General features: G+C 71.6%; 21 protein-coding genes. 16 read left to right on the top strand and 5 right to left on the bottom strand.

The features are described from left to right. Positions 1–11: 11 nt before the first annotated feature. The 7 genes from ACX9TP_RS27945 to ACX9TP_RS27915 all read left to right on the top strand — a co-directional run bounded on the left by ACX9TP_RS27945 (position 12) and on the right by ACX9TP_RS27915 (position 4,606). Entirely contained in the window at positions 12–728 is a 717-nt protein-coding gene (locus ACX9TP_RS27945; RefSeq protein ID WP_482973676.1) for a 1-(5-phosphoribosyl)-5-[(5-phosphoribosylamino)methylideneamino]imidazole-4-carboxamide isomerase, read from the top strand. Next, positions 725–1,261 (top strand): imidazoleglycerol-phosphate dehydratase, encoded by a 537-nt coding sequence (locus ACX9TP_RS27940; protein ID WP_482973675.1) that lies wholly within the window; start codon positions 725–727, stop codon positions 1,259–1,261. The genes ACX9TP_RS27945 and ACX9TP_RS27940 overlap by 4 nt, the downstream gene beginning before the upstream one ends. Beyond that, entirely contained in the window at positions 1,261–2,022 is a 762-nt protein-coding gene (gene hisF / locus ACX9TP_RS27935; RefSeq protein WP_482973674.1) for an imidazole glycerol phosphate synthase subunit HisF, read from the top strand. Before ACX9TP_RS27940 ends, hisF begins: the two co-directional genes overlap by 1 nt. Then, positions 2,019–2,801 (top strand): histidinol-phosphatase, encoded by a 783-nt coding sequence (hisN, locus tag ACX9TP_RS27930; RefSeq protein ID WP_482973673.1) that lies wholly within the window; start codon positions 2,019–2,021, stop codon positions 2,799–2,801. The genes hisF and hisN overlap by 4 nt, the downstream gene beginning before the upstream one ends. Beyond that, entirely contained in the window at positions 2,798–3,415 is a 618-nt protein-coding gene (gene hisIE, locus ACX9TP_RS27925) for a bifunctional phosphoribosyl-AMP cyclohydrolase/phosphoribosyl-ATP diphosphatase HisIE (RefSeq protein WP_482973672.1), read from the top strand. Before hisN ends, hisIE begins: the two co-directional genes overlap by 4 nt. 84 nt (positions 3,416–3,499) lie before the next feature. After that, positions 3,500–3,871 (top strand): hypothetical protein, encoded by a 372-nt coding sequence (locus ACX9TP_RS27920; protein WP_482973671.1) that lies wholly within the window; start codon positions 3,500–3,502, stop codon positions 3,869–3,871. A gap of 285 nt (positions 3,872–4,156) precedes the next feature. After that, entirely contained in the window at positions 4,157–4,606 is a 450-nt protein-coding gene (locus tag ACX9TP_RS27915; RefSeq protein ID WP_267861896.1) for a DofB protein, read from the top strand. 23 nt (positions 4,607–4,629) lie between these two features. On the opposite strand, the gene ACX9TP_RS27910 is transcribed toward ACX9TP_RS27915, so the two are convergent. Further along, positions 4,630–5,757 carry a hypothetical protein gene (locus tag ACX9TP_RS27910; RefSeq protein WP_482973670.1) on the bottom strand — a complete coding sequence of 376 codons (1,128 nt, stop codon included), beginning with the start codon at positions 5,755–5,757 and terminating at the stop codon, positions 4,630–4,632. Between the two features lie 113 nt (positions 5,758–5,870). Here ACX9TP_RS27910 and lpdA point away from each other — a divergent pair, with 113 nt between their 5' ends. Continuing rightward, on the top strand, positions 5,871–7,268 hold the full coding sequence (lpdA, locus tag ACX9TP_RS27905; RefSeq protein ID WP_482973669.1) for a dihydrolipoyl dehydrogenase: 1,398 nt from the start codon (positions 5,871–5,873) through the stop codon (positions 7,266–7,268). 29 nt (positions 7,269–7,297) lie between these two features. Here the strand turns inward: lpdA and ACX9TP_RS27900 are convergent, their stop codons facing one another. Further along, positions 7,298–8,089 carry a DUF72 domain-containing protein gene (locus ACX9TP_RS27900; protein ID WP_482973668.1) on the bottom strand — a complete coding sequence of 264 codons (792 nt, stop codon included), beginning with the start codon at positions 8,087–8,089 and terminating at the stop codon, positions 7,298–7,300. A 176-nt stretch (positions 8,090–8,265) separates the two neighbouring features. Between ACX9TP_RS27900 and lipA the strand changes: the two genes are divergently transcribed. Genes lipA through lipB form a run of 6 tightly spaced genes read left to right on the top strand, consistent with a single transcriptional unit; the run spans position 8,266 to position 15,585 of the window. Then, positions 8,266–9,195, top strand: coding sequence for a lipoyl synthase (gene lipA, locus ACX9TP_RS27895; RefSeq protein ID WP_482973667.1), 930 nt, complete (start codon positions 8,266–8,268; stop codon positions 9,193–9,195). A gap of 7 nt (positions 9,196–9,202) precedes the next feature. Next, the gene (locus ACX9TP_RS27890; RefSeq protein ID WP_482973666.1) at positions 9,203–10,183 is read left to right on the top strand and encodes an alpha-ketoacid dehydrogenase subunit beta; all 981 of its coding nucleotides are present in this window, start codon (positions 9,203–9,205) and stop codon (positions 10,181–10,183) included. Positions 10,184–10,216: 33 nt separating this feature from the next. Next, a complete protein-coding gene (locus ACX9TP_RS27885) occupies positions 10,217–11,491 on the top strand; it encodes a dihydrolipoamide acetyltransferase family protein (protein ID WP_482973665.1) in 1,275 nt (424 codons plus the stop codon). Between the two features lie 10 nt (positions 11,492–11,501). Further along, complete coding sequence (locus ACX9TP_RS27880; RefSeq protein WP_482973664.1) at positions 11,502–12,569, top strand: thiamine pyrophosphate-dependent dehydrogenase E1 component subunit alpha; 1,068 nt, start codon at positions 11,502–11,504, stop codon at positions 12,567–12,569. Positions 12,570–12,580: 11 nt separating this feature from the next. Then, positions 12,581–14,506, top strand: a complete 1,926-nt coding sequence (locus ACX9TP_RS27875; RefSeq protein WP_482973663.1) for a ClpX C4-type zinc finger protein — start codon at positions 12,581–12,583, stop codon at positions 14,504–14,506. Next, on the top strand, positions 14,503–15,585 hold the full coding sequence (lipB, locus tag ACX9TP_RS27870; protein WP_482973662.1) for a lipoyl(octanoyl) transferase LipB: 1,083 nt from the start codon (positions 14,503–14,505) through the stop codon (positions 15,583–15,585). Before ACX9TP_RS27875 ends, lipB begins: the two co-directional genes overlap by 4 nt. Here the strand turns inward: lipB and ACX9TP_RS27865 are convergent. The 3 genes from ACX9TP_RS27865 to ACX9TP_RS27855 form a co-directional block, all read right to left on the bottom strand. Beyond that, positions 15,575–16,408 (bottom strand): MBL fold metallo-hydrolase, encoded by an 834-nt coding sequence (locus tag ACX9TP_RS27865; protein WP_482973661.1) that lies wholly within the window; start codon positions 16,406–16,408, stop codon positions 15,575–15,577. The two genes, lipB and ACX9TP_RS27865, sit on opposite strands and share 11 nt — an antisense overlap. Positions 16,409–16,457: 49 nt before the next feature. Further along, positions 16,458–17,132, bottom strand: coding sequence for a GTP cyclohydrolase II (gene ribA / locus ACX9TP_RS27860; RefSeq protein ID WP_482973660.1), 675 nt, complete (start codon positions 17,130–17,132; stop codon positions 16,458–16,460). A gap of 119 nt (positions 17,133–17,251) precedes the next feature. Then, a complete protein-coding gene (locus ACX9TP_RS27855) occupies positions 17,252–18,484 on the bottom strand; it encodes a molybdopterin molybdotransferase MoeA (RefSeq protein WP_482973659.1) in 1,233 nt (410 codons plus the stop codon). A 197-nt stretch (positions 18,485–18,681) separates the two neighbouring features. Here ACX9TP_RS27855 and ACX9TP_RS27850 point away from each other — a divergent pair, with 197 nt between their 5' ends. Together ACX9TP_RS27850 and rnr are read left to right on the top strand one after the other, a co-directional pair. After that, positions 18,682–20,076 carry a protease inhibitor I42 family protein gene (locus ACX9TP_RS27850; RefSeq protein ID WP_482973658.1) on the top strand — a complete coding sequence of 465 codons (1,395 nt, stop codon included), beginning with the start codon at positions 18,682–18,684 and terminating at the stop codon, positions 20,074–20,076. Between the two features lie 107 nt (positions 20,077–20,183). Next, on the top strand, positions 20,184–23,771 hold the full coding sequence (rnr, locus tag ACX9TP_RS27845) for a ribonuclease R (protein ID WP_482973657.1): 3,588 nt from the start codon (positions 20,184–20,186) through the stop codon (positions 23,769–23,771). Positions 23,772–23,804: the final 33 nt, after the last annotated feature.

Genomic DNA, 23,804 nt, shown 5'->3' with positions numbered 1-23,804 from the left:
GAGGTGGCGCCGTGATTGCCATTCCCGCAATCGACCTGCGCGAGGGGGCGTGCGTGCAGCTGGTGGGCGGCTCGTACGACGCGGAGCGGGTGCGCGTGAACGACCCGCTGGACGCGCTGAGACAGTGGCGCGAGCACGGCTTCCGCACCTTCCACGTGGTGGACCTGGACGCGGCGCTGGGCAAGGGCTCCAACGCGGACGCCATCTTCCGGCTGACGTCCTACGAGCGCGGCCTCACCTTCTCGGTGGGCGGCGGCGTGCGCGACTCGGACCGGGCGGAGGCCGTGCTCGAAGGGGGCGCGTCATCCGTGGTGGTGGGCACGCGGGCCATTGAAGACACCGCGTGGCTGGCGGAAGTCGCGGGCCGCTACCCGGGCCGGGTGGTGGTGGCGGCGGACGTGAAGGGCCGCGAGGTGGTGACGCGCGGCTGGACGGCGGGCAGCGCGCGGGACATCCGCGATGTGCTCGCCGCGCTGGAGCCGCTGCCGCTGGCCGGGCTGCTGGTGACGGCGGTGCACAAGGAAGGGCAGCTGTCGGGCGTGGACCTGCCGCTGATGCAGGAGGTGGCGCGCACCAGCCGCCACCGGCTCTACGCCTCGGGTGGGGTGACGACGCTGGAGGACTTGAGGGCGCTGGCGGCGGCGGGAGCATACGGGGCGGTCATCGGCATGGCGCTGTACACGGGCAGGCTGGACGCGCGCGCGGTCGCGCAGGAGTTCGCGGGATGACCATCGTCATTCGGGAGACGAAGGAGACGAAGATTCACGTGGAGCTGGCGCTCGGCAAGGGCGTCACCCAGGTGGACACGGGCCTGAAGTTCTTCGACCACATGCTGGCCACCTTCGCGCGCTACGCGGGCCTCGACATGAAGCTGCACGCGCGGGGCGACCTCACCCACCACGTCATGGAGGACGTGGCGATTACGCTGGGCACGGCGGTGCAGCGGGTGATTCCCGCCACCGCGGCGCGCTTCGCGGAGCGGACCATTCCCATGGACGACGCGCTGGTGCAGGCGTGCCTGGATGCGGGCGGCCGCTTCTACTACCAGGGCCCGCTGAAGAACCGGCTCTACGAGCACTGGATGCGCTCGTTCAGCGAGCACGCCAAGGTGACGCTGCACCTGCGGGTGCTGCGCGGCAAGGACAGCCACCACGCGACCGAGGCCGCCTTCAAGGCGCTGGGCCTCGCGCTGCGAGACGCCATGGTGGACTCGGGCACGGTGTTCAGCATGAAGGGCTCCGTCGCCCTGGAGGTGAAGTGATGCTCACCCGGCGACTCATCGTCTGCCTGGACGTGAAGGGCGGGCGCGTGGTGAAGGGCGTCCAGTTCGAGGGCCTGCGCGACGTGGGCGACCCCGTGGAGCTGGCGAAGCGCTACGAGCAGGAGGGCGCGGACGAGGTGACCTTCCTGGACATCTCCGCGAGCGCCGAGGAGCGAGGCACCCTCTGGGATTTGGTGCAGCGCACCGCGGAACGACTGTTCATTCCGCTCACCGTCGGCGGCGGCGTGCGCACGGCGGACGATGTGGGCCGGGCCCTGCGCGCGGGCGCGGACAAGGTGAGCATCAACTCGGCGGCGGTGGCCAACCCCGCGGTGCTGACGGCGTGCGCGGAGCGCTTCGGCGCGCAGTGCGTCGTGGCGAGCATCGACGCCAAGAGGGAAGACGGGCGCTGGCGCGTCTACACCCACGGCGGCCGCAAGCCCACGGACCTGGACGCGGTGGCCTGGGCCCGCGAGTGCGTGGCACGCGGGGCAGGGGAGGTGCTGCTCACCAGCATCGACCGGGACGGGGCGCGCACCGGCTATGACCTGGAGTTGACGCGCGCGGTGGCGGACGCGGTGGACGTGCCCGTCATCGCATCGGGTGGGGCGGGCAACGCGGCGCACGTGCGGGACGCGCTGAAGAAGGGCGGCGCGGACGCGGCGCTGGTGGCGGGCATCCTCCATGACGGCGTCACCACGGTGGGCGCCATCAAGTCGCTGCTCCGCGAGGGCGGCCTGCACATCCGGAGCGTGACATGAACGACAGACAGGCGTTGATGCAGGCGGCGGCGGAAGTGGCGCGGAAGGCCGGGGACGTGGCGCTCGGCTTCTTCCGTGGCGGCATCGCGGTGGACACCAAGTCGGATGGCACGCCGGTGACGGTGGCGGACCGGACGGCCGAGCAGGCGGCCCGGGACTGGATTTCGGCCCGCTTCCCGGAGGACGGCATCCTCGGCGAGGAGTTCGGCGAGACGCGCCCGGGCGCGGAGCGCCGCTGGATTCTGGACCCCATCGACGGCACGAAGACGTTCATCCGGGGGGTGCCGCTGTGGGGCACGCTGGTGGCGGTGGCCAAGGGCGAGCGCATCCTCGCGGGCGCCGCGTACTTCCCCGCGGTGGGCGAAATGCTCGTGGCCGCCCCCGGGCAGGGCTGTTTCTGGAATGACAAGCCGACGCGCGTCTCCAAGCAGGCGGAGCTGTCGAAGGCGGTGGTGCTGTCCACGGACGAGCGCTTCCTCCTGCACCCGGCGCGGGGCGAGGCCTGGCGCGCCCTGGCGAAGGAGGCGGCCATGGACCGCACCTGGGGGGACTGCTACGGCTACCTGCTCGTCGCCACGGGCCGGGCGGAGGTGATGGTGGACGAGGTGCTGTCGGCCTGGGACGCGGCGGCGCTGCAGCCCATCATCGAGGAGGCGGGTGGCGTCTTCACCGACTGGACGGGCCGGCAGACCTCCTTCGGCGGCGACTGCATCGCGACCAACGGCGCCCTGGCGCGCGTGGTGCGCGAGCGGCTGGGCGCGACGGAGGTGGTGCGATGACGGCGGTGACGCTGGACCTGGACCGGCTCGACTTCACCAAGGGCGGAGGCCTGGTGACGGTGGTGGCGCAGGATGCGAGCACCGGGGACGTGTTGATGGTGGCGCACGCGGACCGCGAGGCGCTCGAACGCACGCTGGCCACCCGTGAGATGCACTACCGCTCGCGCACCCGGGGCCTGTGGCACAAGGGCGCCACCAGCGGGAACGTGCAGCGCGTGGTGTCGCTCAGCGCGGACTGCGACGGGGACGCGGTGCTGGCCCGGGTGGAGAAGGCCGGCCCCGCCTGCCACACGGGCGAGGAGACCTGCTTCGGCCCCGGACGGTGGGACGCGCTCGCCGCGCTGGACGCCACCATCGCCCGGCGCGCCGCCCAGCCGCCCCCCGAGGGCGAGAAGCCGAGCTACACGCGCCGGCTGCTGGACGACCGGAACCTGCGCTTGAAGAAGATTGGCGAGGAGGCCGCGGAGCTGGTGACGGCGTGCGCGGATGGCGACAAGGAGCGCGCCGTGGAGGAGGCCGCGGACGTGCTCTACCACGTGCTCGTCGCGGTGAAGCCGCTGGGCCTCACGCTGGAGGAGGTGAAGGCCGTGCTCGCCCGTCGCGCCGCGCGCTGAAGCCGCGCGCGTGGCCTCCGTCGCGAGGGCAGTGGCCATTCGCACCGAGCGTGCATACCTGCACACGCAAGGAGGAAGTCACGCATGGCCGCGAAAGCGAAGAAGCAGGTGAAGTCCTCGGCGAAGAAAGCGGCGAAGGCCCCCGCGAAGAAGAAGGAAGTGAAGTCCTCGCGGCGCAAGACGCACCAGGCGGGGCGCGTCGCGAAGGACTCGCCGGAGATGAAGGGGCAGCGCAAGAAGGTGGACTCGAAGAAGACGGGCGTGCGCAAGACGCGCAAGCAGCGCGACGTGAAGAACCAGGGCACCCCGTCGCGCTCCGTCAGCAAGAGCCCGCGCCGCGCCGCCGCCAAGAAGAGCGTGCGCCGCGCCCGCAAGCCGTCGTCACCGACGACGACGCCCGCCCCCGCCGACGCCGGGATGCCGGCGGCGCTGCCGCCGACGGAGAGCCAGGGCTGAGTGGATCAGGCGCCCCACCGCGGGTGCCTCCAGTCCCGTATTCAGGGTCGGGACTTTCAAGCCTTCCTGAGACATGGAGGGGGCACAGGGGCAGTGTCACCCTCGACCCGGACGGTTTTGTCCGCCAGGACTGCAGCTCGACAGCGTGGCTGCCAAGTAATGTGGATCAGGGTAGGTGCTCACTCTCTTCAATGAGGGGAGTGTTCCTGCTACACATTCGAGCGCACGGCGAAGTGGAGATCGCCGGGCGGGCGCTTGCAAAGCGTCCGCCTCACCGGAGGCATCGTGAACGGCCCCACCTACAAGGCTGAAATCATCGACCGCGTCATCTTCACCCGCTGGCCGAACCCTCCGACGAAGGAGGACGTCACGACGATCCTGGCGCAGATGCAGGATGCGGCCAAGCGGCTGGGCGCGAACCTCATCTACGTGGGCTCGGTGAGCCCCAAGTCGAAGGTGCCGGACGCGCAGGAGCGCGCGGTGCTCAACCAGTTCCTCCTCGATGCGCGCCGCACCTGCGTGGAGCAGGCGTGGCTCATCTACGAGGGCACGGACCTGCAGCACAACCTCCAGCGCGTCATCATCTCCGGCGTGCTCATCCTCACGCGGACGTTCGACAACTTCCTGTCGGTGGCCAAGTCGGGTGAGTCCATCGTCAAGGACGTCAGCGCCGTGCTGAAGAAGGACGCGACGCCCATCTTCACCATGGCGAAGGAGAAGGGCCTCCTGGGCTGAAGAGGCCCTCCCGGCGCTGGCACCTACCGCGCGCCGATGACCTCCAGCTCCTTCACCTCCACGCCCGCCCGCTCCGGGAAGACGCTCACCGCGTCCACGTCGAGCAGCGGCACCGTGGGCTTGCAGTCCTCCCACTGGCCGGTGCCGCGGAAGCGGCACACGGTGGGGTTGACGAAGGAGAAGCCTCCTTCCGGATCCTTCAGCCCCACCCCCGAGGGGGTCCGGATGATGGCCCGCAGCGAGCCCGGCCCGGTGGCGCGGATCCGGATGGAGGCGAGGTGCTTGAGCTCGGGGGCATAGCCCGCGCGCAGCGCCCCGTCCGCGGCCCACCGCTTGCCGGGCGCGGCGTTGCTCACGGCGACGCCGGTGTTCACGTCCTCGTCGAAGGCCTGCCGCCCGGGCTCCGCGCCCGTCACCCGGTCCGGCTCCACGGCCTTCGTCTCCACAGTGGGAGCGGTGACGAGCGCCACCAGCTTCGGCGCCGCCTGGAGTCCCTGCTGCGCGGCGGCGGCCCGCAGGACGGCGTCCGGCAGCAGCTCGGCCTTCGCGCACGCGGGCGCCAGCTCCGTCACCAGCGTCCGCACCGCGTCGTTGACCGGAGTCTCTGACTGGGCGGACGGCGCGAGCCCCAGCCGGACGAGCGAGTCACAGGCCGCCTTCGTGCCCTCCTTGCCGGCGTGGGCCAGGTTCCAGCGCAGCTCCGCCAGCGCCGTCGCGTCGGGCACCCGGCCCACGGCCCCCTCCAGGAGGGCCTGACCCACACTCTGGGCGCAGGCATTGGCGGCGGGCGGGCAGCGCTCGCACAGCGACGCGAGCAACCCCCGCAGGGGGGCGGACTCACCGGCGGCGAAGGGCGCCCGCACGGCCAGCGCGCCGCCAAGCTCGCAGGCCCGCTCCGGGAGCGCGGGGCAGGCGTCCAGCTTCTGACGGGCCTCGTCGTGGGCCCGGGCGTCCTGGGGGGCCCGGAGGGCGCCGTCGAGGGCCCGCTCCAGGGCGCGGCACTCGGGAGAGGCCACCGGGGGAGGGGGGGCGGTGGGCGGCGCTTTGCCGGCCGCGTCACGCCGGGCGCGCTCCTCCGGCTGGCCCCCTGGCGGCGCATCTCGGTGCGTCACCCAGTAGAGGCGGGCAAAAGCGGCCAGCGCCAGCAGCATCAGTAGAAGCGTTCGGACGGGGAAACGGCGCACGAGCAAACTCCTTGATTCCAACCGGGACCGGGGGTTATCAGCCCCCCCGGGTTCCATCCGCAATAGTTACGGAGGCGTGCGTGGCTGAGACGTTCGACGTGGTGATCATCGGTTCGGGCCCTGGTGGCTACGTGGGTGCCATCCGAGCGGGTCAGCTCGGGCTGAAGACGGCCATCATCGAGAAGGACAAGAAACTGGGCGGCACCTGCCTCCACCGCGGCTGCATCCCCACCAAGTCCCTCCTGTGGACCGCGGAGCTGTTCCACCACGTCAAGGAGGCGGCCGACTTCGGCATCGACGTTTCCAGCCCGACCATCAACTGGGCGAACGCGCTGAAGCACAAGAACAAGGTCGTCACCAAGGGCGCGGGTGGCATCGACTTCCTGATGAAGAAGAACAAGGTGACCGTGGTCAAGGGCCATGGCCGCATTGCCGGCAAGGGCAAGGTGGAGGTCACCGCCGAGGACGGCTCCAAGCAGGTGCTGGAGGCGAAGAACATCATCATCGCCACCGGCTCGGTGCCCAAGTCCCTGCCCAACGTCCCCGTGGACCACAAGCGGGTGATGAACAGCGACTCCATCCTGGATATCGACCACGTCCCCAAGAGCATCATCGTCCTGGGCGCCGGCGCCGTGGGCTGCGAGTTCGCCTCCGTGTTCAACCACGTGGGCAGCAAGACCTCGATTGTCGAGTACATGCCCGCGCTGCTGCCCATTGAAGACGCGGACATCTCCAAGGAGCTGGAGAAGCTCTTCAAGCGCCGCGGCATCGACGTGCACACCGGCTCGGCGGTGGAGAAGGTGGAGCACACGGCGGACGGCGTGCGCGTCACCATGAAGGTCGGCAACGAGACGAAGACGCTGGAGGCCGAAATCCTCCTGTCGGCGGTGGGCCGCGCGCCCGTCACCGAGGACTGCGGGCTGGACAAGACGAGCATCAAGCCCGAGCGCGGCTTCATCAAGGTCGACACGATGATGCGCACCACCGAGCCCAACGTGTACGCGGTGGGCGACGTCATCCCCACGCCGATGCTCGCCCACATGGCCAGCGCCGAGTGCGTGGTGGCGGTGGAGCACATCGCCGGGAAGAACCCGCAGCCCATCAACTACGACCTCACCCCGTCCGCCACGTACTGCTACCCCGAGGTCGCCTCGGTGGGCCTGACGGAGAAGAAGGCCAAGGAGCGCGGCTACGACATCAAGTTCACCATCGCCCCCTTCGGCGCGGTGACCAAGTCGGCCATCTCCAATGAGTCGATCGGCATGATCAAGGTCATCTCCGACAAAAAGTACGACGAGGTGCTGGGCGTGCACCTCATCGGCCCGCACGCCACCGAGCTGCTGGCCGAGGCGTGCGTCGCGCTGAAGCTCGAAATCACCACCGAGGAGCTGGCGAACACCATCCACGCGCACCCCACGCTCTCGGAAATCATGCACGAGGGCGCCGAGGCCACGCTGGGCCACCCGCGCCACTTCTAGTCGCTTCAGGGCTCACGCCTGTGAGTCGCTCAGGCCGTCCCGGGCTCCACGCCCGCGGGCGGCCTGTCCATTTCTGGAGGCACGTGCACCGGTACCTCCAGCAGCTCCGCCAGGTCGAATGCGTCCAGCAGCGCGTGCCCGTGCAGATCATTGTTGAAGTACACCCACGCGGTGTGGCCGCGCGCCCGCCAGGACTTCAAGTCCCTGGCCACCGGCCGCAGGGCCGCGCGCCCGTAGCGTCCGGCGTAGCGGCTGCCCGCGCCGTGGAAGCGCAGGTAGCGGAAGGCCGTGGTGGGCTTCGGGGCGGGCTCGGGGGCCTGGACGAGGTCGTGCTCGCACAGCGCGGCCTTGTGGCGGCGCAGCACGTCCAGCACCTCCGGGTGGTACCAGGCGGGGTGGCGGAACTCGACCACCTGCTGGACGCCCGCGGGCTGCGCGGCGAGGAAGCGCGCGAGCCGCTCCGGGTCCGGCTTCGTCATGTGCGGCGGGAGCTGCCAGAGGACGGGGCCCAGCTTGCGGCCCAGGCGGAGCACCGGCGTGTAGTAGCGCTCCAGGCCCTCGCCCACGTCGGACAGGCGCTTCATGTGCGTGAGGAAGCGGCTGCCCTTGCACGCGAAGCGGAAAGCCGGGGGCACCGCGTCGCGCCAGCCGTCCACGGCCTGCGCGGTGGGCAGGCGGTAGAAGGTCGCGTTGAGCTCCACCGTGGTGAAGGCCTGGGCATACCGGGGGAGCCACCGGCTGGCTGGCAGCCCGGCGGGGTAGAGCAGTCCCTTCCAGTGCTTGTAGACGTACCCGCTGGTGCCCAGGTGGATGACGGCCATGCCCACAGCCTGGGCATCCGGGCGTGGCGGTGCTCCTCCTGCTCGGGCTGCCTGCCCGCCGCCTGGGCATTAGTAGGGAGACGACAACAGGGAAGCTGCTGGCGGGGGCTGACGCCTCGCGTTAGAGGCTTCCCGCTTGAACCTCTTTCGTCCACCCCATAGAAGGCGCGCGATCCATGGCGACTCCCGACCGGTTTCCTCTCCCCCAGGTGACTGAGACCACCCGCAAGCCGGAGTGGCTCAAGGTCCGTCTGCCGCACGGCGAGGGCTACGAGCGGGTCAAAGCGATTGTGAAGCGGACGAAGCTGGCCACCGTGTGCGAGGAGGCCCGCTGCCCGAACATCGCCGAGTGCTGGGGCGGCGGCACGGCCACCGTCATGCTGATGGGCGAGGTCTGCACGCGCGCCTGCCGCTTCTGCCACGTGAAGGTGGGCGCGCCCCCGCCGCTGGACCCGATGGAGCCCATCCATCTGGCCCAGGCGGTGAAGGAGATGAACCTCGAGTACATCGTCGTCACGTCGGTGAACCGTGACGACCGGCCGGACGGCGGCGCCAGCCACTTCGCGTCCGCCATCCGCGAGCTGCGCAGGGAGAGCCCGAAGACCATCGTCGAGGTGCTCATCCCGGACTTCAAGGGCGTGGAGAAGGACCTGACCACGGTGGCCGAGGCCAGGCCCCACGTCGTCGCCCACAACGTGGAGACGGTGGAGCGCCTCACCCCCACCGTGCGCGACAGGCGCGCCACCTACCGCCAGTCCCTGCGCGTGCTGGAGTACCTCAAGAACCGCCCCGAGGGCCTCTACACCAAGACGTCCGTCATGGTGGGCCTGGGCGAGACGGACGCGGAGCTGGAGCAGACCTTCAAGGACCTGCGCGCCGTGGGCGTGGACGTGCTGACGCTGGGCCAGTACCTCCAGCCGTCGCAGTACCACCTGCGCGTGGAGCGCTTCGTCACGCCCGCGCAGTTCGAGGCGTACAAGTCGCTGGCCGAGTCGTACGGCTTCCTCTACGTGGCCTCGGGCCCGCTCGTGCGTAGCAGCTACCGCGCGGCCGAGTTCTTCATGAAGGGCCTGATGGAGCGCGAGCGCCTCGAGCGACTCGGCTGAGCCGGGCATGGCCACCCTGACCCTCGTCCAGGCCATCCACGACGCGCTGCGCACGGCGATGCGCGCGGACGCCCGTATCGTGGTGCTGGGCGAGGACGTGGGGAAGTTGGGCGGCGTGTTCCGCGCCACCCTGGGCCTGCACGAGGAGTTCGGTCCGGAGCGCGTCATCGACACGCCGCTCGCGGAGGGCGGCATCGTCGGCGCGGCCATCGGCATGGCGCTGTACGGCCTCAGGCCCGTGCCGGAAATCCAGTTCGCGGACTTCATCTACCCGGCGTTCGACCAGATTGTCAGCGAGCTGGCGAAGCTGCGCTACCGCTCCGGCGGCGAGTACCCGTGCCCCGTCGTCATCCGCGCCCCGTACGGCGGCGGGGTGAAGGGCGGGCACTACCACTCGCAGAGCCCGGAGGCGCTGTTCATCCACACCGCGGGCCTCAAGGTGGTGGTGCCCTCCACGCCGTACGACGCGAAGGGGCTGCTGCTCTCCGCGCTGCGGCAGGAGGACCCGGTCCTCTTCTTCGAGCCCAAGCGCCTGTACCGTGCCGCGAAGGGCGAGGTGCCCGAGGGCGACTACACCGTGCCGCTGGAGTCCGCCGCCGTGCGCCGCGAGGGCACGGACGTCACGGTGGTGACGTGGGGCGCCATGGTGCCCGAGTCGCTGGAGGCGGCGGAGGGCGCGGCGAAGGCAGGCATCTCCTGCGAGGTGCTCGACTTGCGCACGCTGTGGCCGGTGGACATCACCACGCTGGAGGCGAGCGCCCGGAAGACGGGGCGGGTGGTGGTGGTCCACGAGGCCGCGCGCACCTGCGGCTTCGGCGCGGAAATCGCCGCCCTAGTGCAGGAGCGCTGCTTCGTGCACCTGGAAGCGCCGGTGAAGCGCGTGACGGGCTGGGACACGCCGTTCCCGTACGCGCTGGAGCCGCAGTACCTGCCGCTGGCGCCCCGCATCCTCGCGGGCGTGGACGAGACCTTTCGATTCGTGGCTTGACGCACACCCCCTTCCTCTCGGAAAGACGACCCCATGGCGATCTTCGAATTCAAGCTCCCCGACCTCGGTGAAGGCGTGATGGAAGGCGAGCTGGTGAAGTGGCACGTGAAGGAAGGCGACGCCGTCAAGGAAGACCAGGTGCTCGCCGAGGTCATGACGGACAAGGCCACCGTCACCGTCCCCACCCCCAAGGCGGGCCGCGTCGTGAAGACGCACGGCAAGGAAGGGGACATGGCGAAGGTGCACCAGCTCCTCGTCACCCTGGAGATTGAAGGCGCGGCGCCCGCGCAGGCGGCGGGCCACGGCGCGGCGGCTCCGGCTCCGGCGGCTCCCGCTGCGTCGGCGGCCCCGGCGGCTGCGGCTGCCTCGGCGGGCGCGGCGGCTGCGGCTCCGGCCACGAAGGTGCTGGCCACGCCGGTGACGCGGCGCATGGCGCGCGAGCATGGCCTGGACCTGGCGACCATCGCCGGCTCGGGGCCGCAGGGCCGCGTGACGAAGGCGGACGTCAAGGCGGCGCTGGAGGGTGGCGGTCAGAAGAACGTGGTGGCGCCCGCGGCCCAGCAGGCGCGTCCCGCCGCTCCGCCGGTGTCGGCCGGCCGCGCGGACGAGCGCGTTCCCCTGCGCGGCCTGCGCAAGAAGATCGCCGAGAAGATGGTGCGCTCGAAGTTCACGATGCCGCACTTCGCCTTCGTGGAGGAGGTGGACGCCACGGACCTGGTGGCCCTGCGCACGCGGCTCAACAAGCAGCTGGCGGCGGCGGGTGAGAACACCAAGCTCAACTACCTGCCGTTCATCATCAAGGCGACCATCGCCGCGCTGAAGAAGTTCCCGCACCTCAACGCCAACTTCGACGAGGCGACGCAGGAGCTGGTGGTGCGCGGCGAGTACAACATCGGCATGGCGGTGGCGACGCCGGACGGCCTCACCGTGGCGGTGGTGAAGGACGCGGACCGGCTGACGCTGGCCGAGCTGGCGCAGGAGACGGCCCGCCTGGGCGCCGCCGCGCGCGAGCGGAAGCTGAAGATGGAGGAGCTGACCGGCGGCACCTTCACGATTACGTCGCTCGGCCAGAGCGGCGGCCTGTTCGCCACGCCCATCATCAACCACCCCGAGGTGGGCATCATGGGCGTGCACAAGATGAAGCAGCGCCCGGCGGTGAAGGATGGCCAGGTGGTGGTGCGCGACATGATGAACCTGTCGCTGTCGTGCGACCACCGCGTCATCGACGGCTCGGTGGCGGCGGACTTCGTGTACGAGGTCATCAAGTACCTGGAGAAGCCGGACCTGCTGTTCCTGGCCATGGCGTGAGGTGAGCGTCATGACGGCTCCGCTCTCCACGCAAGCGGACGCGCTGTCGCCGGAGGCGCTGGTGGCGCTCTACCGGGCGATGGCGCGCATCCGCGTGGTGGACGAGCGGATGGCCACCCTGCAGCGCGCGGGGCGCGTGGGCTTCTACGGCGTGTGCACGGGGCAGGAGGCCGCGTGCATCGGCAGCGCGGCGGCCCTGCGCCCCTCGGACTGGCTGTTCCCCTCGTTGCGCGAGGGCGCGGCCATGCTGCTGCGGGGCTTCCCGCTGGTGACGTACCTGGCGCAGTGCTTCGGCAACGCGGGGGACGTGACGCGGGGCCGGCAGATGCCCTCGCACCAGTCGGGGCGCGCGGTGAACCAGGTGAGCTGGTCGTCCTGCATCGGCAACCAGCTGCCGCAGGCGGTGGGCGCCGCGTGGGCCGCGAAGCTGAAGCGCGAGGACACGGTGGTGCTCGCGTACCTCGGCGACGGCGCCACCTCCACCGGGGACTTCCACACGGCGCTCAACTTCGCCGCCGTGGCGCGGGTGCCGGTGGTGTTCGTCTGCCAGAACAACCAGTGGTCCATCTCCGTGCCCTTCCGCGCGCAGACGGCGACGGCCACCGTGGCGGAGAAGGCCGGCGCGTATGGCATGCCCGGCGTGAAGGTGGACGGCAACGACGTGGAGGCGGTGTTCACCGCCACCGCCACCGCCGTGGCGCGGGCGCGGCGGGGGGAGGGGCCCTCGCTCATCGAGGCGGAGACCTACCGCGTGGGCGCGCACTCGTCGGCGGATGACCCGACGCGCTACCGCGAGGCGGCGGAGGTGGAGCGCTGGCGCGCGAAGGACCCGCTGGTGCGCACGCGGGCGCGGCTGGTGGCCGCGGGCCTGTGGGACGAGGCGCGCGAGGCGGCGCTGTTGTCGGAGCTGTCGGACGAGGTGGCCGCCGCGATTCGGGAGGCCGAGTCGCTGCCGGCGGTTGCGGCGGAGTCCCTGTTCGAAGACGTGTATGCCCGGCTACCCTGGCACCTGGCCGAGCAGCGCTCGGAGCTGCGGGCCATCCTGGGAGGCCGCGCGGCGGTCCCCCGAGACGATTAGGCTCACTGCGTATGGCCGACAATCCTCGCGACCTCATCCGTGCCGCGCAGTCCGCCGAGCTGCAAGGGGACGTGGAGCGCGCCGTGGACTGCCTGAAGCGGGCAGCGGAGCTGTATCAGAACGCCGGCAATGCGCCCCGCGCGCTGCAGCTGCTCCGCCACGCGCGAAAGCTGGACGGCAGCCGGGTGGACATCGCGGAAGCGGTGAACCGGCTGGAGTGGATGCCGGAGACGCTGCTCGCGCGTCCCGGGCCCGGGGATGACGAGGATGCGCGGCTGGCCTCGGAGCTGGACCGCTCCCTCGGAGAGGAGCCCCTGCCGGAGCTGGTCCGGAGGCAGCGGCTCATCGAGGACGCCCTGCGCGAGGCCGGCATGCACGGGGGCGATGACGAGGACGCGCCTCGTGATGGCAAGGCGTGGGTCATCGAGACCGAGCCCGCGGAAGACCTGCAGCGACTGGAGGCACAGCTCGCGCGCGTCGCGGCCTCGGTGGACGCCGCCGAGGTGGCGCGCGCGGGTGGGGCAGGGGCCTTGCCGGTGGAGGCCGTGCGTGCGGCGGCGGCGGCCGACGTGGAGGCCGCGCGTGCCGACGTGGCGACAGCCGACGCTCTGGGCGGGCATGGCACGGAGGCTCCGCACACGGAGGCTGAGAAGGAGTCCGCTGCGACAGGTCCGAAAGTGCCCGGAGCGCGGGCCCCTCTGCCAGGGGCCAGGGTCGTCTCGGGCACGGGCCCTACCGCGCTTGCGCGTGGGCCGGCAGACAATGAGCCCACCTCGGGCATGGCCTCACGCGCGTCCGCATTCACGCGCGAGCTTGCGGGGGGTGGGGCCTCGTCGGACGGGGCCGCGCCTGAGGCTGCGCGCGAGAAGCGCGACTGGCGCCCTGCCCGTGAAGGGGCTGCGCAATCAGGCACACAGGCCTTCGCGGATACTCAGGATGGAGCCCCCCGGGGCCTCCCTGCCCGGGGCGACGCATCCACGGAGCTTCATGTGGCCCCGGAAGAGGGGAGCGCGGACGCCGCCCCCCGGCGCAGGCGCGAGAAGCGCCTCATCGAGCGGGGACCGACGCGCGCGGACGCGACGCTGGATGCGTGGTGCTCCTTCTGCTGCCGCCCCCGCTCCGAGGTCGGCGACCTGGTCGCCGGCCCCACGGGCTCGTTCATCTGCGCGGGCTGTCTGTCGGAATCCGTATCCCTGCTCGCGGACGTCACGCCCGTGCCGCTCCCCGCGCGTCAGCGCCCCGCGGAGCCGCCCGGTGCCTTCATGGCGCTGGTGGGCCAGGCCGAGGCCCAGGCCCTGCTGGAACGCGCGCTCCAGACGGGCGCGCGCTGCCTGCTCGCCGTCGGCCCCGAGGGCTGCGGCAAGAGCGTCTGGTTCCAGCAACTCCAGCGTCAGGAGCGCGGTGTGCTCGCCTCCCTCCCCGCGCTGGAGCAGGCGCCCACGGCACAGCCCCTCCTCCTCGAGGACGTGGACCGCATGGACCCCGAGGCGCACGCGACGCTCACCGCGTTCCTCTCCCGTCACCCCCGGCACACGGTGGTGCTGAGCGCGCGGGGACTCTGCCCGGATGCGCGCGGCCCCGTGCTGCGCAACGACACGGGCGCGCTGCCGGTGCCCACCACGGCCGCGCTCGCCCAGGCCGTGCGAGGCACGGTCCCCGTGAGCCTCCTGGAGCACGTGCAGGTCCTGCTGCCCCTGCACGCGCCCACGCAGGCCGAGCTCATGGACGTCGCCCGGAAGCGGCTGGCCCTGCGCGAGCCGGCGGTCTCCCTCTCCGAGGACGTGCTCGGCGCGTTCGCCGCGGAGGCCGTGCGCTCGCCCCGCGGCGGACATGAATTGCACGCGCTCCTCAACCGGGTGCCCGAGGGGAGCTGGGGCCTGGACACCGCGGCGAAGCCGGCCGCTCTGCGCAAGGGCCGGCGCAAGGGGAGCCCGTGAACGCCATCACCGTCTACCGGCTCGGCCGCGTGGAGTACGAGGACGGCCTGAACCTGATGCGCCTCTTCGGCGAGTCCCGGCGCCAGGGACTCGCCGGTGACGCGCTGCTGCTCCTGGAGCATCCGCCCGTGCTCACCCTGGGCCGCGCCGCGAAGCGGGAGAACATCGTCGCCAGTGACGAGCGCCTCGCCGCCGAGGGCGTGGAGGTCTTCGAGACCAACCGCGGCGGCGACGTCACCTACCACGGCCCCGGGCAGCTGGTGGGCTACCCCATCTTCCTGCTCCCACCCGAGCGCCATGACGTGCGCCGCTACGTGCGCGACGTGGAGCGCTCCGTCATGCAGGTGCTCTCCCGCTGGGGCATCACCGCGGGCCCCATTCCCAAATGGCCCGGTGTCTGGATTGGCGAGGAGGGCTCCCCGGACGCACGGAAGGTCGCCGCCATCGGCGTGCACCTGTCCCGCTGGCTCACCACGCACGGCTTCGCGCTCAACGTGAATACGCGCCTGGAGCACTTCCAGCTCATCGTCCCCTGCGGCATCCGCGAGGCCGGCGTCACCTCCATGCAGCGCGAGCTGGGCCGTCCCGTCCCCATGGCCGAGGTGGAGGACGCCATCGCGGACAGCTTCTGCGCCGTCTTCGACAGCGAGCGCGTGGATGCGCCGCCGCCCATGAGGACGGTCAGCATCGCGGTGGTGCACGGCCACGGCCCGGAGGCCCGGGTGCTGCTGGTGCGCCGCAAGCCGGAGCGCGGTGGCTTCTGGCAGGTGCTCACCGGCCGCCTGGAGCCCGGCGAGTCCCCCGCGCGGGCCGCCGCCCGCGAGCTGGAGGAGGAGACGGGGCTGCGTTTGACGCCGGTGGACCTGGACTACCGCCACGCGTTCGCCCTGGGCGAGACGCTCCCTCCCAGGCTCGTGGAGGAGCATGGCTTCGCCGTTCGCTGCGCCCCGGACGCCGAGGTGCGACTGGGGCCCGAGCATGACGCTTTCGAGTGGGTGGACGTGCCCACGGCCCTGGCGCGGCTGCCCTTCCGGGGCCTGCGCGAGACGGTGAAGCGCGCCGTGGCGACTACAGCTTGATGACCATCGACTCCTTGGCGGCAATCGCCTCGGGGCGGTGCTTGCGCACCTGACGCAGCAGCTTGTCCATGCCCGCGTCGTCGCGCCCCGGGTCATGGTGGAAGAGCACCAGCGTCTTCACGTCCGCCGCGTCCGCCGCGCGCACCGCCGCCTGCCACGTGGAGTGGCCCCAGCCCGTGCGGGCCGGCCCCTTGCGGCCCTGGTACTCGTCATCCGTGTACATCGAGTCGTAGATGAGCAGGTCCGCCCCGCGCGCGAACTCGAACAGGCCCGGATCCGTCGCGCTGGCGTGCTCCACGTCGGTGGCGTACACCACCGAGCGGCCCTCGCAGTCCACCCGGTAGCCCAGGTTGCCGCCCGGGTGGTTCAGCTCCAGCATGCTCACCTTCGCCGGGCCGACCTCCAGGGTCTCCGTCGGGGACAAGTCCCGGTAGGTCAGCTGCGCGCGGAACACGCCCTCCGCCGTCACCGGGAAGTAGGGCTGCACCATCTGCCCGCCGAGAATCTGCTTCACCGTCTGCCCGTTGCGGGGCGAGCCATACAGCGTGAAGGCGTTGCTCGGGATGAAGATGGGGCCGAAGAAGGGCAGCCCCTGCAGGTGGTCGTAGTGGTAGTGCGAGATGAAGATGGAGCCGCGCACCGGCTTCGTCGCGGCCAGCAGCGAGTCACCCAGCGCCCGCGCTCCCGAGCCCAGGTCGAAGATGAGCAACTCGTCCCCGCAGCGGACCTCCACGCACGGCGTGTTGCCACCGTAGCGCTTCGTCTGCGGGCCGGGCGCGGGGATGGAACCACGCACGCCCCAGAACCGCACCTCGAAGGGCACGCGGGACGGCTTGCGCGCAACGGCATTGCGCCGCCGCGCGGGCGGCTTCTCAGCCGGCTTTGGCTTCCGTGTCGTCGTCCTCGGCGAAGAGCTCAATCAGGTGCCCCGTACGCTCGCGCTTCGTCCTCAAATAGTCGACGTTATGCGGATTGTGCTCGGTCCGGGAAGGGATTCGACGCCGGACGGGGACACCCTCTTCGACCATCCCCGCGATCTTCAGCGGGTTGTTGGTGATCAGATCAACCGAGCGGACATCCAGGCTGCGCAGCATCTCCGCCGCGATGTCGTACGTGCGCAGGTCATCCGCGAAGCCCAGCTGCCTGTTGGCCTCGTAGGTATCCAGGCCCTTGGCCTGCAGCGCGTACGCCTTGATCTTGTTCCCCAGGCCGATGCCCCGGCCCTCCTGGCGCAGATAGAGGACGACGCCCAGGCCTCCCTGGGTGATGAAGTCCAGCGCCCGGTCCAGCTGCTGCCGGCAATCGCACTTCAGGCTGCCGAAGACCTCGCTCGTCAGGCACTCCGAGTGGATGCGCACCGGCACCCCCTCCATGCCCTTCACGTCGCCCACGACGAGGGCCACGTGCTCGCGGCCGTTGCGCTTGTCACGGAAGACGATGGTCCGCAGCGTGCCGCGCTCGGTGGGAACGTCCGCCTCTGAAAACCGCTCGAGGTGCTGAGTGTGCTTTCGGGTCGGAAGGACCTGGGGTGAGCGAATATCCGACATGTCGAGTCGTCTCCGGGTGCAGGGTCCCTCTTTGAGGTCCCCACGGTCGCAAGTCAAGGCAGCCTCAAAGCTTTTTCACACCGTCGGCTACATGGATGCACCGGACGGTCGTGCGTTCCTCAGGCCACCCAGGAGAGCGGAAGCAGATCCACGGGGTCTCCATGAGCCAGGCTTTTGGCTTCCTGGGGAAAATGCAGCAGATGGGTGGCCGCCGCCGCAGACCGCAGAACACCCGAAGTCTGGGTGGCGAGGGGACGGGCCCAGAGCCCGCCCTCCCTCCAGGCGGCCGTGACGCGGACGAAGTGGGCCAGGCCGGCGGGCTTGGACAGGCGGCCGTCCAGGCGGCCGGTGACCCGCCCGGGCTCCACGTCGGCGTGCCCGAGCAGCCGGCGCAGGGCGGGGCGGACGAACAGCTCGAACGTCACCAGGGACGAGGTGGGGTTGCCGGGCAACCCGAAGAACAGGGTGTCGCCACGCCGGCCCACCACCAGCGGCTTGCCGGGCTTGATGGCCACGCGCCAGAAGTGCTGCTCCACGCCCAGGGCGGCCAGCACCTCCTTCACGTAGTCGTGCTCGCCCACGGACACGCCCGCGCTGGTGAGCACCACATCGAAGCCGTCCACCCGGGACAGGGCCGCCTCCACCGAGTCGCGCGTGTCCCGGGCGATGCCCAGCAGCACCGGCACCCCGCCCGCGCGCCGCACCGCCAGCGCGAGCGACGGGGCGTTGGTGTCCACGATGCGCCCCTGGGGCTGCTCGTCGGCGCGGCACAGCTCGTCGCCGGTGGAGAGGATGGCCACCCGGGGCGCGCGCGGCACCGGCGCGCACAGCTGGCCCTGCGCCCACAGCAGCCCCAGTTCGGGGATGCCCAGCGGCGTGCCCCGGGGCAGCAGCACCTGGCCCTCCCGCGCGTCCTCGCCGCGCGGGCGCACGAAGTGGCCGGGCCCCACCGCCTCCAGGATGTCCACCTGATCCACGCCCCCGTCGGGCACCGGCCGGGTGCGCTCGCGCATCACCACCGCGTCTGCGCCGGCGGGCAGGGGAGCCCCCGTCATGATGCGCGCGCACGTCCCGGGCCCCACCTCCCGCTTCGGCGTGGCCCCGGCGTAGACGGTCTCCCCCACCACGAGCCGCACCGGCGGGGCCCCCGTCAGGTCCGCGCTGCGCACCGCGTAGCCGTCCATGGCCGAGTTGTCCCAGGGGGGCAGGGTGCGCTGCGCCGTCACGTCGTCGGCCAGGGTGCGGCCCAGGGCGTCTTCCAGGGGCACCCACTCGGCGGGCAACGAGGGAGCCAGGGCCAGGATCTGGGCCCGGGCTTCTTCGACCGGCAGCAATGTGGCGGCGTCGTTCATGCCCGGCTTATAGCCATGTGCGGGGCACGTGGCCCGGCCGTCCAACTCGGACAAAGTCCGTGAGAAAATCAAGTGTTAGTTTGACAGCCCAGCTGATCACCATTACAAGCAATCGTGATCGCGAGGCTTGCCTGCCCCCTCGGGGCGGCCCGCCAACCCGTTGAAAGGACACGGGAACTCTCAAGGAGACTGCGTCGATGGCCAAGCCCAAGTCCGGGGCCAAGAAGACGACTCCCGCTGGCAAGGCTGGCGCAAAGCCCGCTGCGAAGAAGGACAACACCGCCCGGCTGGATCTGATCAAGAACGCCTCAAAACGGGTGGCAAAGGCGGCGACGAAATTGGTGAAGGCGGCGTCGGAAGTGACCAAGGGAGCCAAGAGCGCGGCGAAGAAGGCCGCGTCGGAGAAGGCCCCCGAGGAGAAGGCTCCAGCGGCGAAGGCCCCTGCAGCGAAGGCGCCCGCCGCGAAGAAGGCGGCGCCCCCTGCCAAGACGGCTGCCCCTGCCAAGGCCGCGCCCGCGGCGAAGGCCGCGGGTGGAAAGGCGGCTTCGAAGGCGGGTGGCGCCAGCGGCGCCGGGCCCTCCATTCCGGCCGCGGACCGTCCGCGCCCCCGCGCCACCAAGCTGCCGCCCCCGGGCGAGCCGCTCACCAAGCGTGAGATGGAGCAGCTGCTCACCGCCGGCGAGGGCCGTGGCGTCATGGGGGAGGGCAGCCTCAAGGGCCGCCTCGCCCTCGTGAGCGACATGCCGCACCTCGTGGTGGTGGGGCGCGACAAGCGCGAGCTGACCTTCCTCCTCCAGGGGCCTGATCAGGAGGTCTTCCCGGCCTACGTGGACCACAAGGTCTCCGTCAGCGGGATGATCCGCAAGACGACCAACCACAGCGGCGTGGTGGACGTGCGCAAGTACTCGGCGAAGAAGCCGGAGACGGAAGTGGTGGAGGTCGCCCCCGCGGAGACCGAGCCGCGGCTGCGCTACCTGTCCCCCGGCGAGGTCTCCATGGTGACGGCGGCCGGCATGGGCGCGGGCGTCAAGGGCTTCGCCACCATCCGCGGCAACCTCGAGATGACGGGCGAGGACTACGTCCTCGTGGTGTCCAACGGCGGCACCCGCCAGCAGGTCTCCTTCATCATCGAGGGCAAGGCCGCCAGCAAGCCGCTGCGCAAGCACGTGGGCCACACGCTGCAGATCCAGGGCGTGGTGGACAAGACGTCCGGCTGGGGTGGGCGCATCACCGCGGAGAACGTGGAGCCGCGCCCCTCCGAGGCCCGCGCCGTGTCTCGCGACGAGATGGAGCTGGTCCACATCGAGGGCGAGGTGCCCACGTCCGTGGACGTGAAGCTCAACCACGGCCTCACCGTGCGGCTGCCGGAGCAGCCCGGCTTCACGTGGGCCATCGAGCCCACGGTGGCCAAGCGCGTGGGCCTGCGCGAGGCCAACTTCGAGCCCGGTCCCAACGCCGGTCCGGCCACCCGCGAGTTCTTCTTCACCCCCCGCAACCCGGGCACCTTCGAGGTGGAGTTCTTCCTGGCCAAGGCATTGACCCCCGGCCTGGTGGACCGCTCCTTCAAGATCAACGTCACGGTCAAGCCCTGAGGGGCGCCGCCCGGAGAAGGTTCCGGGAGGCGGCCGGCCGCTGGGGGGTTCCCGTCCGGGCCCTCCGGGCTTACCCGTTCCCGTAGCGGCCGAGCCGCGACCCCACCGTGAGCCTCTCTCCAGACCAACTCAAGCAGATCCTCGCAGACGCCGACCACCCGCTGGGCATCAAGGAGCTCCTGCGGCTCGCCGGCCTGCACCCCGGGCAGCAGACCGAGCTCAAGCGCGCGCTGCGCGAGCTCGTCCGCAAGGGGGCCGTGGCCAAGGAGGGCAAGCGCTTCCTGCCCATGGAGGCCCCCGCGCCCGCGCGGCGTCAGGAAGACGGCGGGGCCGAGGACCGTCCAGCCAGCCCCTGGCGTCCCAAGGGGCCTCCCGGGGCCGCCCGCTTCGAGGAGCGCGGCCGCGAGCCCGGCACGTTCCGCGGCTCCCAGGGCCGCGGACATGCCGCGGGCCGGGGCGCGGAGAGTCCGGCCTTCCGGGGCCGGGGCCCCGAGCGGCCGGGCCGGGACTTCGGGCGTCAGGGAGGCCAGCGCGACGGCCGGGGCCGCGAGCGCCGGGGCGTCTCCGGCCAGGAGTCCTCGCGAGGCGGCGGCTTCAACCGGGGCGGCGGCGCGGAGCGCTTCGGTCCGCGCGGGCGTCGGGGCGGTTTCGAGGGCGGAGACCTGCCCACGGTGGAGGGCATCCTCCACGTCCACCGCGACGGCTACGGCTTCGTGCACCCGGTGACGGGCGAGGGCGAGAACATCTTCCTGCCGCCGGGCGAGGCGCAGCGGGCGCTCGACAATGACCGGGTGGTGGTGGAGGTGTCGGGCCGCCCCGGACGCTTCGAGGGCCGGCTGGTGCGCGTGGTGGACCGCCGGCGCGAGATGGCGGTGGGCACGTACATGGCGCAGGGCCGGTACGGGGTGGTCTACCCCACGGACACGAGCCTGTCCGGCTCCATCACCGTCCCCCTCACCCAGATGGCGCAGGAAGGCGATCTGGTGAAGGTGCGGCTCGGCGTGGGCGCCGAGTTGCTGGACCCGGACCGTGGTCTCTTCGGCGAGGTGGCCGGCTCGCTCGGCAGGCCCGGGGAGCCGAGCGCCGAGGTGCTGGGCACCGCCTTCTCCCAGGGCTTCTCCGACGAGTTCCCGCCCGAGGCGATGGACGAGGCGGACCGCTACGCGGTGACGGTGACGGCCGAGGAGGCGCGCGGCGAGGGCCGGAGAGACCTGCGCTCCATGGCGCTCATCACCATCGACGGTGAGGACGCGCGCGACTTCGACGACGCCGTGTACACCGAGCCGCACGGCGACGGGTGGCGGCTGGTGGTGGCCATCGCGGACGTGTCCCACTACGTGCGCCGGGGCACCGGGCTCGACGCGGAGGCGCTGCGGCGCGCCACGTCCGTGTACCTGCCGGACCGCGTGCTGCCCATGCTTCCGGAGCGGCTGAGCAACGGCATCTGCTCCCTGAAGCCCGACGAGGACCGGCTGTGCATGGTGGCGGACATGACGTTCGACCGCCAGGGCCAGCGCCGCTCGTACGAGCTGTACCCGGCGGTGATGCGCAGCGCCGCGCGATGCACGTACAACGAGGTGCAGGACGTCCTGGACGGCAAGGACGTGCCGCACCGCAATGCCTTCAAGCCGCAGTTCGAGCAGTTGATGGCGCTGGCGCGCGCGCTGATGAAGATGCGCAAGGAGCGCGGCGCCATCGACTTCGACCTGCCCGAGCACAAGGTGGTGCTCGGCAAGGACGGCCTGCCGCTGCGCATGGACAAGCGCGAGCGCAAGGACAGCCACCGGCTGATTGAGGAGTGCATGCTCGCCGCCAACGAGGCGGTGGCGCGCTTCTTCCAGGACGAGGGCCTGCCCACGGTGTACCGGTTCCACGGCGAGCCGGACCCGGAGAAGCTGGCGACGTTCGCCGCGCTGGCGCAGGCGTATGGCTTCAAGCTGCGCTTCGAGGACGGGGTGGACTCGAAGGAGCTGGATGCGTTCATCAGCCAGCTGGCGGGGCACCCGGAGCAGCGGGCGCTGAACCAGCTGCTGCTGCGCTCCATGATGCAGGCCGTCTACACGGCGTCGCGGGTGGGGCACTACGGCCTGGCGGCGGAGCACTACCTGCACTTCACCTCGCCCATCCGTCGCTATCCGGACCTGCTGGTGCACCGGCTGCTGAAGGCGCACTGGGCGCGGGAAGGGCGCAAGCCGTCGGAGGCGATGCTGGAGCGCGAGGAGGGCCAGCTCGAGGACATGGCCTTGCAGTGCTCCGAGCGCGAGCGCGCGGCCATGCAGGTGGAACGCGAGGTGGTGTCCTTCTACGCGTGCCTGCTGATGAAGGACCGCGTGGGGGAGGAGTTCGCCGCGACGGTGGCCGCGATTACGGACTTCGGCTTCTTCGTCGAGCTGGACGAGGCGCACGTGGAAGGGCTCGTGAAGGCGGAGACGCTGGGCCCGGGCGCGAAGCTGGACAAGCAGACGCACGCGCTGGTGTACGCCGGCGGGCGCCGCGTGCGCGTGGGGCAGAAGCTGCGCGTGCGCCTGGCGTCCGTGAATGTGACGGCGCGGAAGATGGATTTCGAGGCGCTCCAGTTCGAGGGCGAGGCGATGCTGTCGCGCGCCGAGCAGGGCGCCCCGCATCGCCGCCGCGAATGGCAGGCGGAGGCCCCGCGAGGCCATGGCCGCGAGCGGGCCGGACGTCCAGGCCGCCGGGAGCGCGAGGCCGCCACGCAGGGTCCGCGGGAGGAGGCGGCCAGCGGTGGCCCGCGTGGCCGGTTCTCGCGCGAAGGTCGACGCGAGGAAGCCGCTCCGCAGCGCGCCGGGTCCAGGTTCCAGCGCTCCTGGCAGCCCCCGGAGCCGCAGCAGCCCACCGCTGCGGCGGGTCCGACGCAGGGGCCGAAGCGGAGGATGTTCGTTCGGCCGGAGGCCCCGGCCTTCCCCGCCACGGAGGCCGAGGCGCTTCCGCGGACGCTCCAAGGGTCCGAGGTCGAGGGGGGGCTGGTGGCGCCCGAGGAGCCGCGCCTGCCCACCGCGCAGCCGTGGGAGGCTCCCGCGGAGTCCGCGGGAGATGAGGCCTCGCGGTCGCCGCATCCAGGCTTCGACCGCCTCCGTGCGCTGGCGTCACAGCGCAAGGGGGGCAGGGGCGAGGCACACGGCACGGCCCATCCCAAGCACGGGACGAACAAGCAGGGGCGGGAGCGGCCACAGGCCGGCTTCACGCCCCGGTACCCCGCGCCCCGCCCCCGGCCCGAGCCGATGGAGGTCACCGAGGCGCGGCCCGAGTCTGTCGAGACGCCCGCCGTCATGTCCGGCCAGGGCCCGGGTGTTCCGGAGCGGGTCGAGGCGAGGCCGTCCACTCCCGTCGAGCCCGTGACAGCCGAGCGTGAGCCCGCCATGCCGGAGCAGGTGAGCGCCACGCCCGAGGCAGCCCCCGCCGTCCGCGAGGAGCCCGAGGCGGCCGCCCCGCGGGGCCCGAAGCGGAAGGCGCCGGCCAGGAAGGCCGCGGCGACGAAGAAGCGCGCGGCCCCGAAGAAGAAGGCCCCCGCCAGGAAGGCTCCGGCGAAGGCTCCGAAGAAGAAGGCCGCGGCGAAGAAGGCAGCAGCGAAGAAGGCGCCGAAGGCGAAGGCCGCGAAGTCACCGAAGGCCCGCGCCGCGAAGGGCGCGAAGCCGCGTGCCACCGCGAAGAAGTCGCCGGGGCGCAAGCGGCGCTGAGCACCGCCGGCTTCATCCCTCCGTCGCGAAGAA

It is taken from the genome of Pyxidicoccus sp. M15 (assembly GCF_056858435.1).
The sequence above is the reverse complement of the archived record's forward strand: the minus strand, read 5'-3'. Positions and strand labels throughout refer to the sequence as shown.

Excerpts from the sequence above, each read along its gene's own strand:
- ACX9TP_RS27940 (WP_482973675.1), top strand. The coding sequence starts at position 725 with ATGACCATCGTCATTCGGGAGACGAAGGAGACGAAGATTCACGTGGAG.
- hisF (WP_482973674.1), top strand. The coding sequence starts at position 1,261 with ATGCTCACCCGGCGACTCATCGTCTGCCTGGACGTGAAGGGCGGGCGC.
- hisN (WP_482973673.1), top strand. The coding sequence starts at position 2,019 with ATGAACGACAGACAGGCGTTGATGCAGGCGGCGGCGGAAGTGGCGCGG.
- hisIE (WP_482973672.1), top strand. The coding sequence starts at position 2,798 with ATGACGGCGGTGACGCTGGACCTGGACCGGCTCGACTTCACCAAGGGC.
- ACX9TP_RS27920 (WP_482973671.1), top strand. The coding sequence starts at position 3,500 with ATGGCCGCGAAAGCGAAGAAGCAGGTGAAGTCCTCGGCGAAGAAAGCG.
- ACX9TP_RS27910 (WP_482973670.1), bottom strand. The coding sequence starts at position 5,757 with ATGCTGCTGGCGCTGGCCGCTTTTGCCCGCCTCTACTGGGTGACGCAC.
- ACX9TP_RS27900 (WP_482973668.1), bottom strand. The coding sequence starts at position 8,089 with ATGGCCGTCATCCACCTGGGCACCAGCGGGTACGTCTACAAGCACTGG.
- lipA (WP_482973667.1), top strand. The coding sequence starts at position 8,266 with ATGGCGACTCCCGACCGGTTTCCTCTCCCCCAGGTGACTGAGACCACC.
- ACX9TP_RS27890 (WP_482973666.1), top strand. The coding sequence starts at position 9,203 with ATGGCCACCCTGACCCTCGTCCAGGCCATCCACGACGCGCTGCGCACG.
- ACX9TP_RS27885 (WP_482973665.1), top strand. The coding sequence starts at position 10,217 with ATGGCGATCTTCGAATTCAAGCTCCCCGACCTCGGTGAAGGCGTGATG.
- ACX9TP_RS27880 (WP_482973664.1), top strand. The coding sequence starts at position 11,502 with ATGACGGCTCCGCTCTCCACGCAAGCGGACGCGCTGTCGCCGGAGGCG.
- ACX9TP_RS27875 (WP_482973663.1), top strand. The coding sequence starts at position 12,581 with ATGGCCGACAATCCTCGCGACCTCATCCGTGCCGCGCAGTCCGCCGAG.
- ribA (WP_482973660.1), bottom strand. The coding sequence starts at position 17,132 with ATGTCGGATATTCGCTCACCCCAGGTCCTTCCGACCCGAAAGCACACT.
- ACX9TP_RS27855 (WP_482973659.1), bottom strand. The coding sequence starts at position 18,484 with ATGAACGACGCCGCCACATTGCTGCCGGTCGAAGAAGCCCGGGCCCAG.
- ACX9TP_RS27850 (WP_482973658.1), top strand. The coding sequence starts at position 18,682 with ATGGCCAAGCCCAAGTCCGGGGCCAAGAAGACGACTCCCGCTGGCAAG.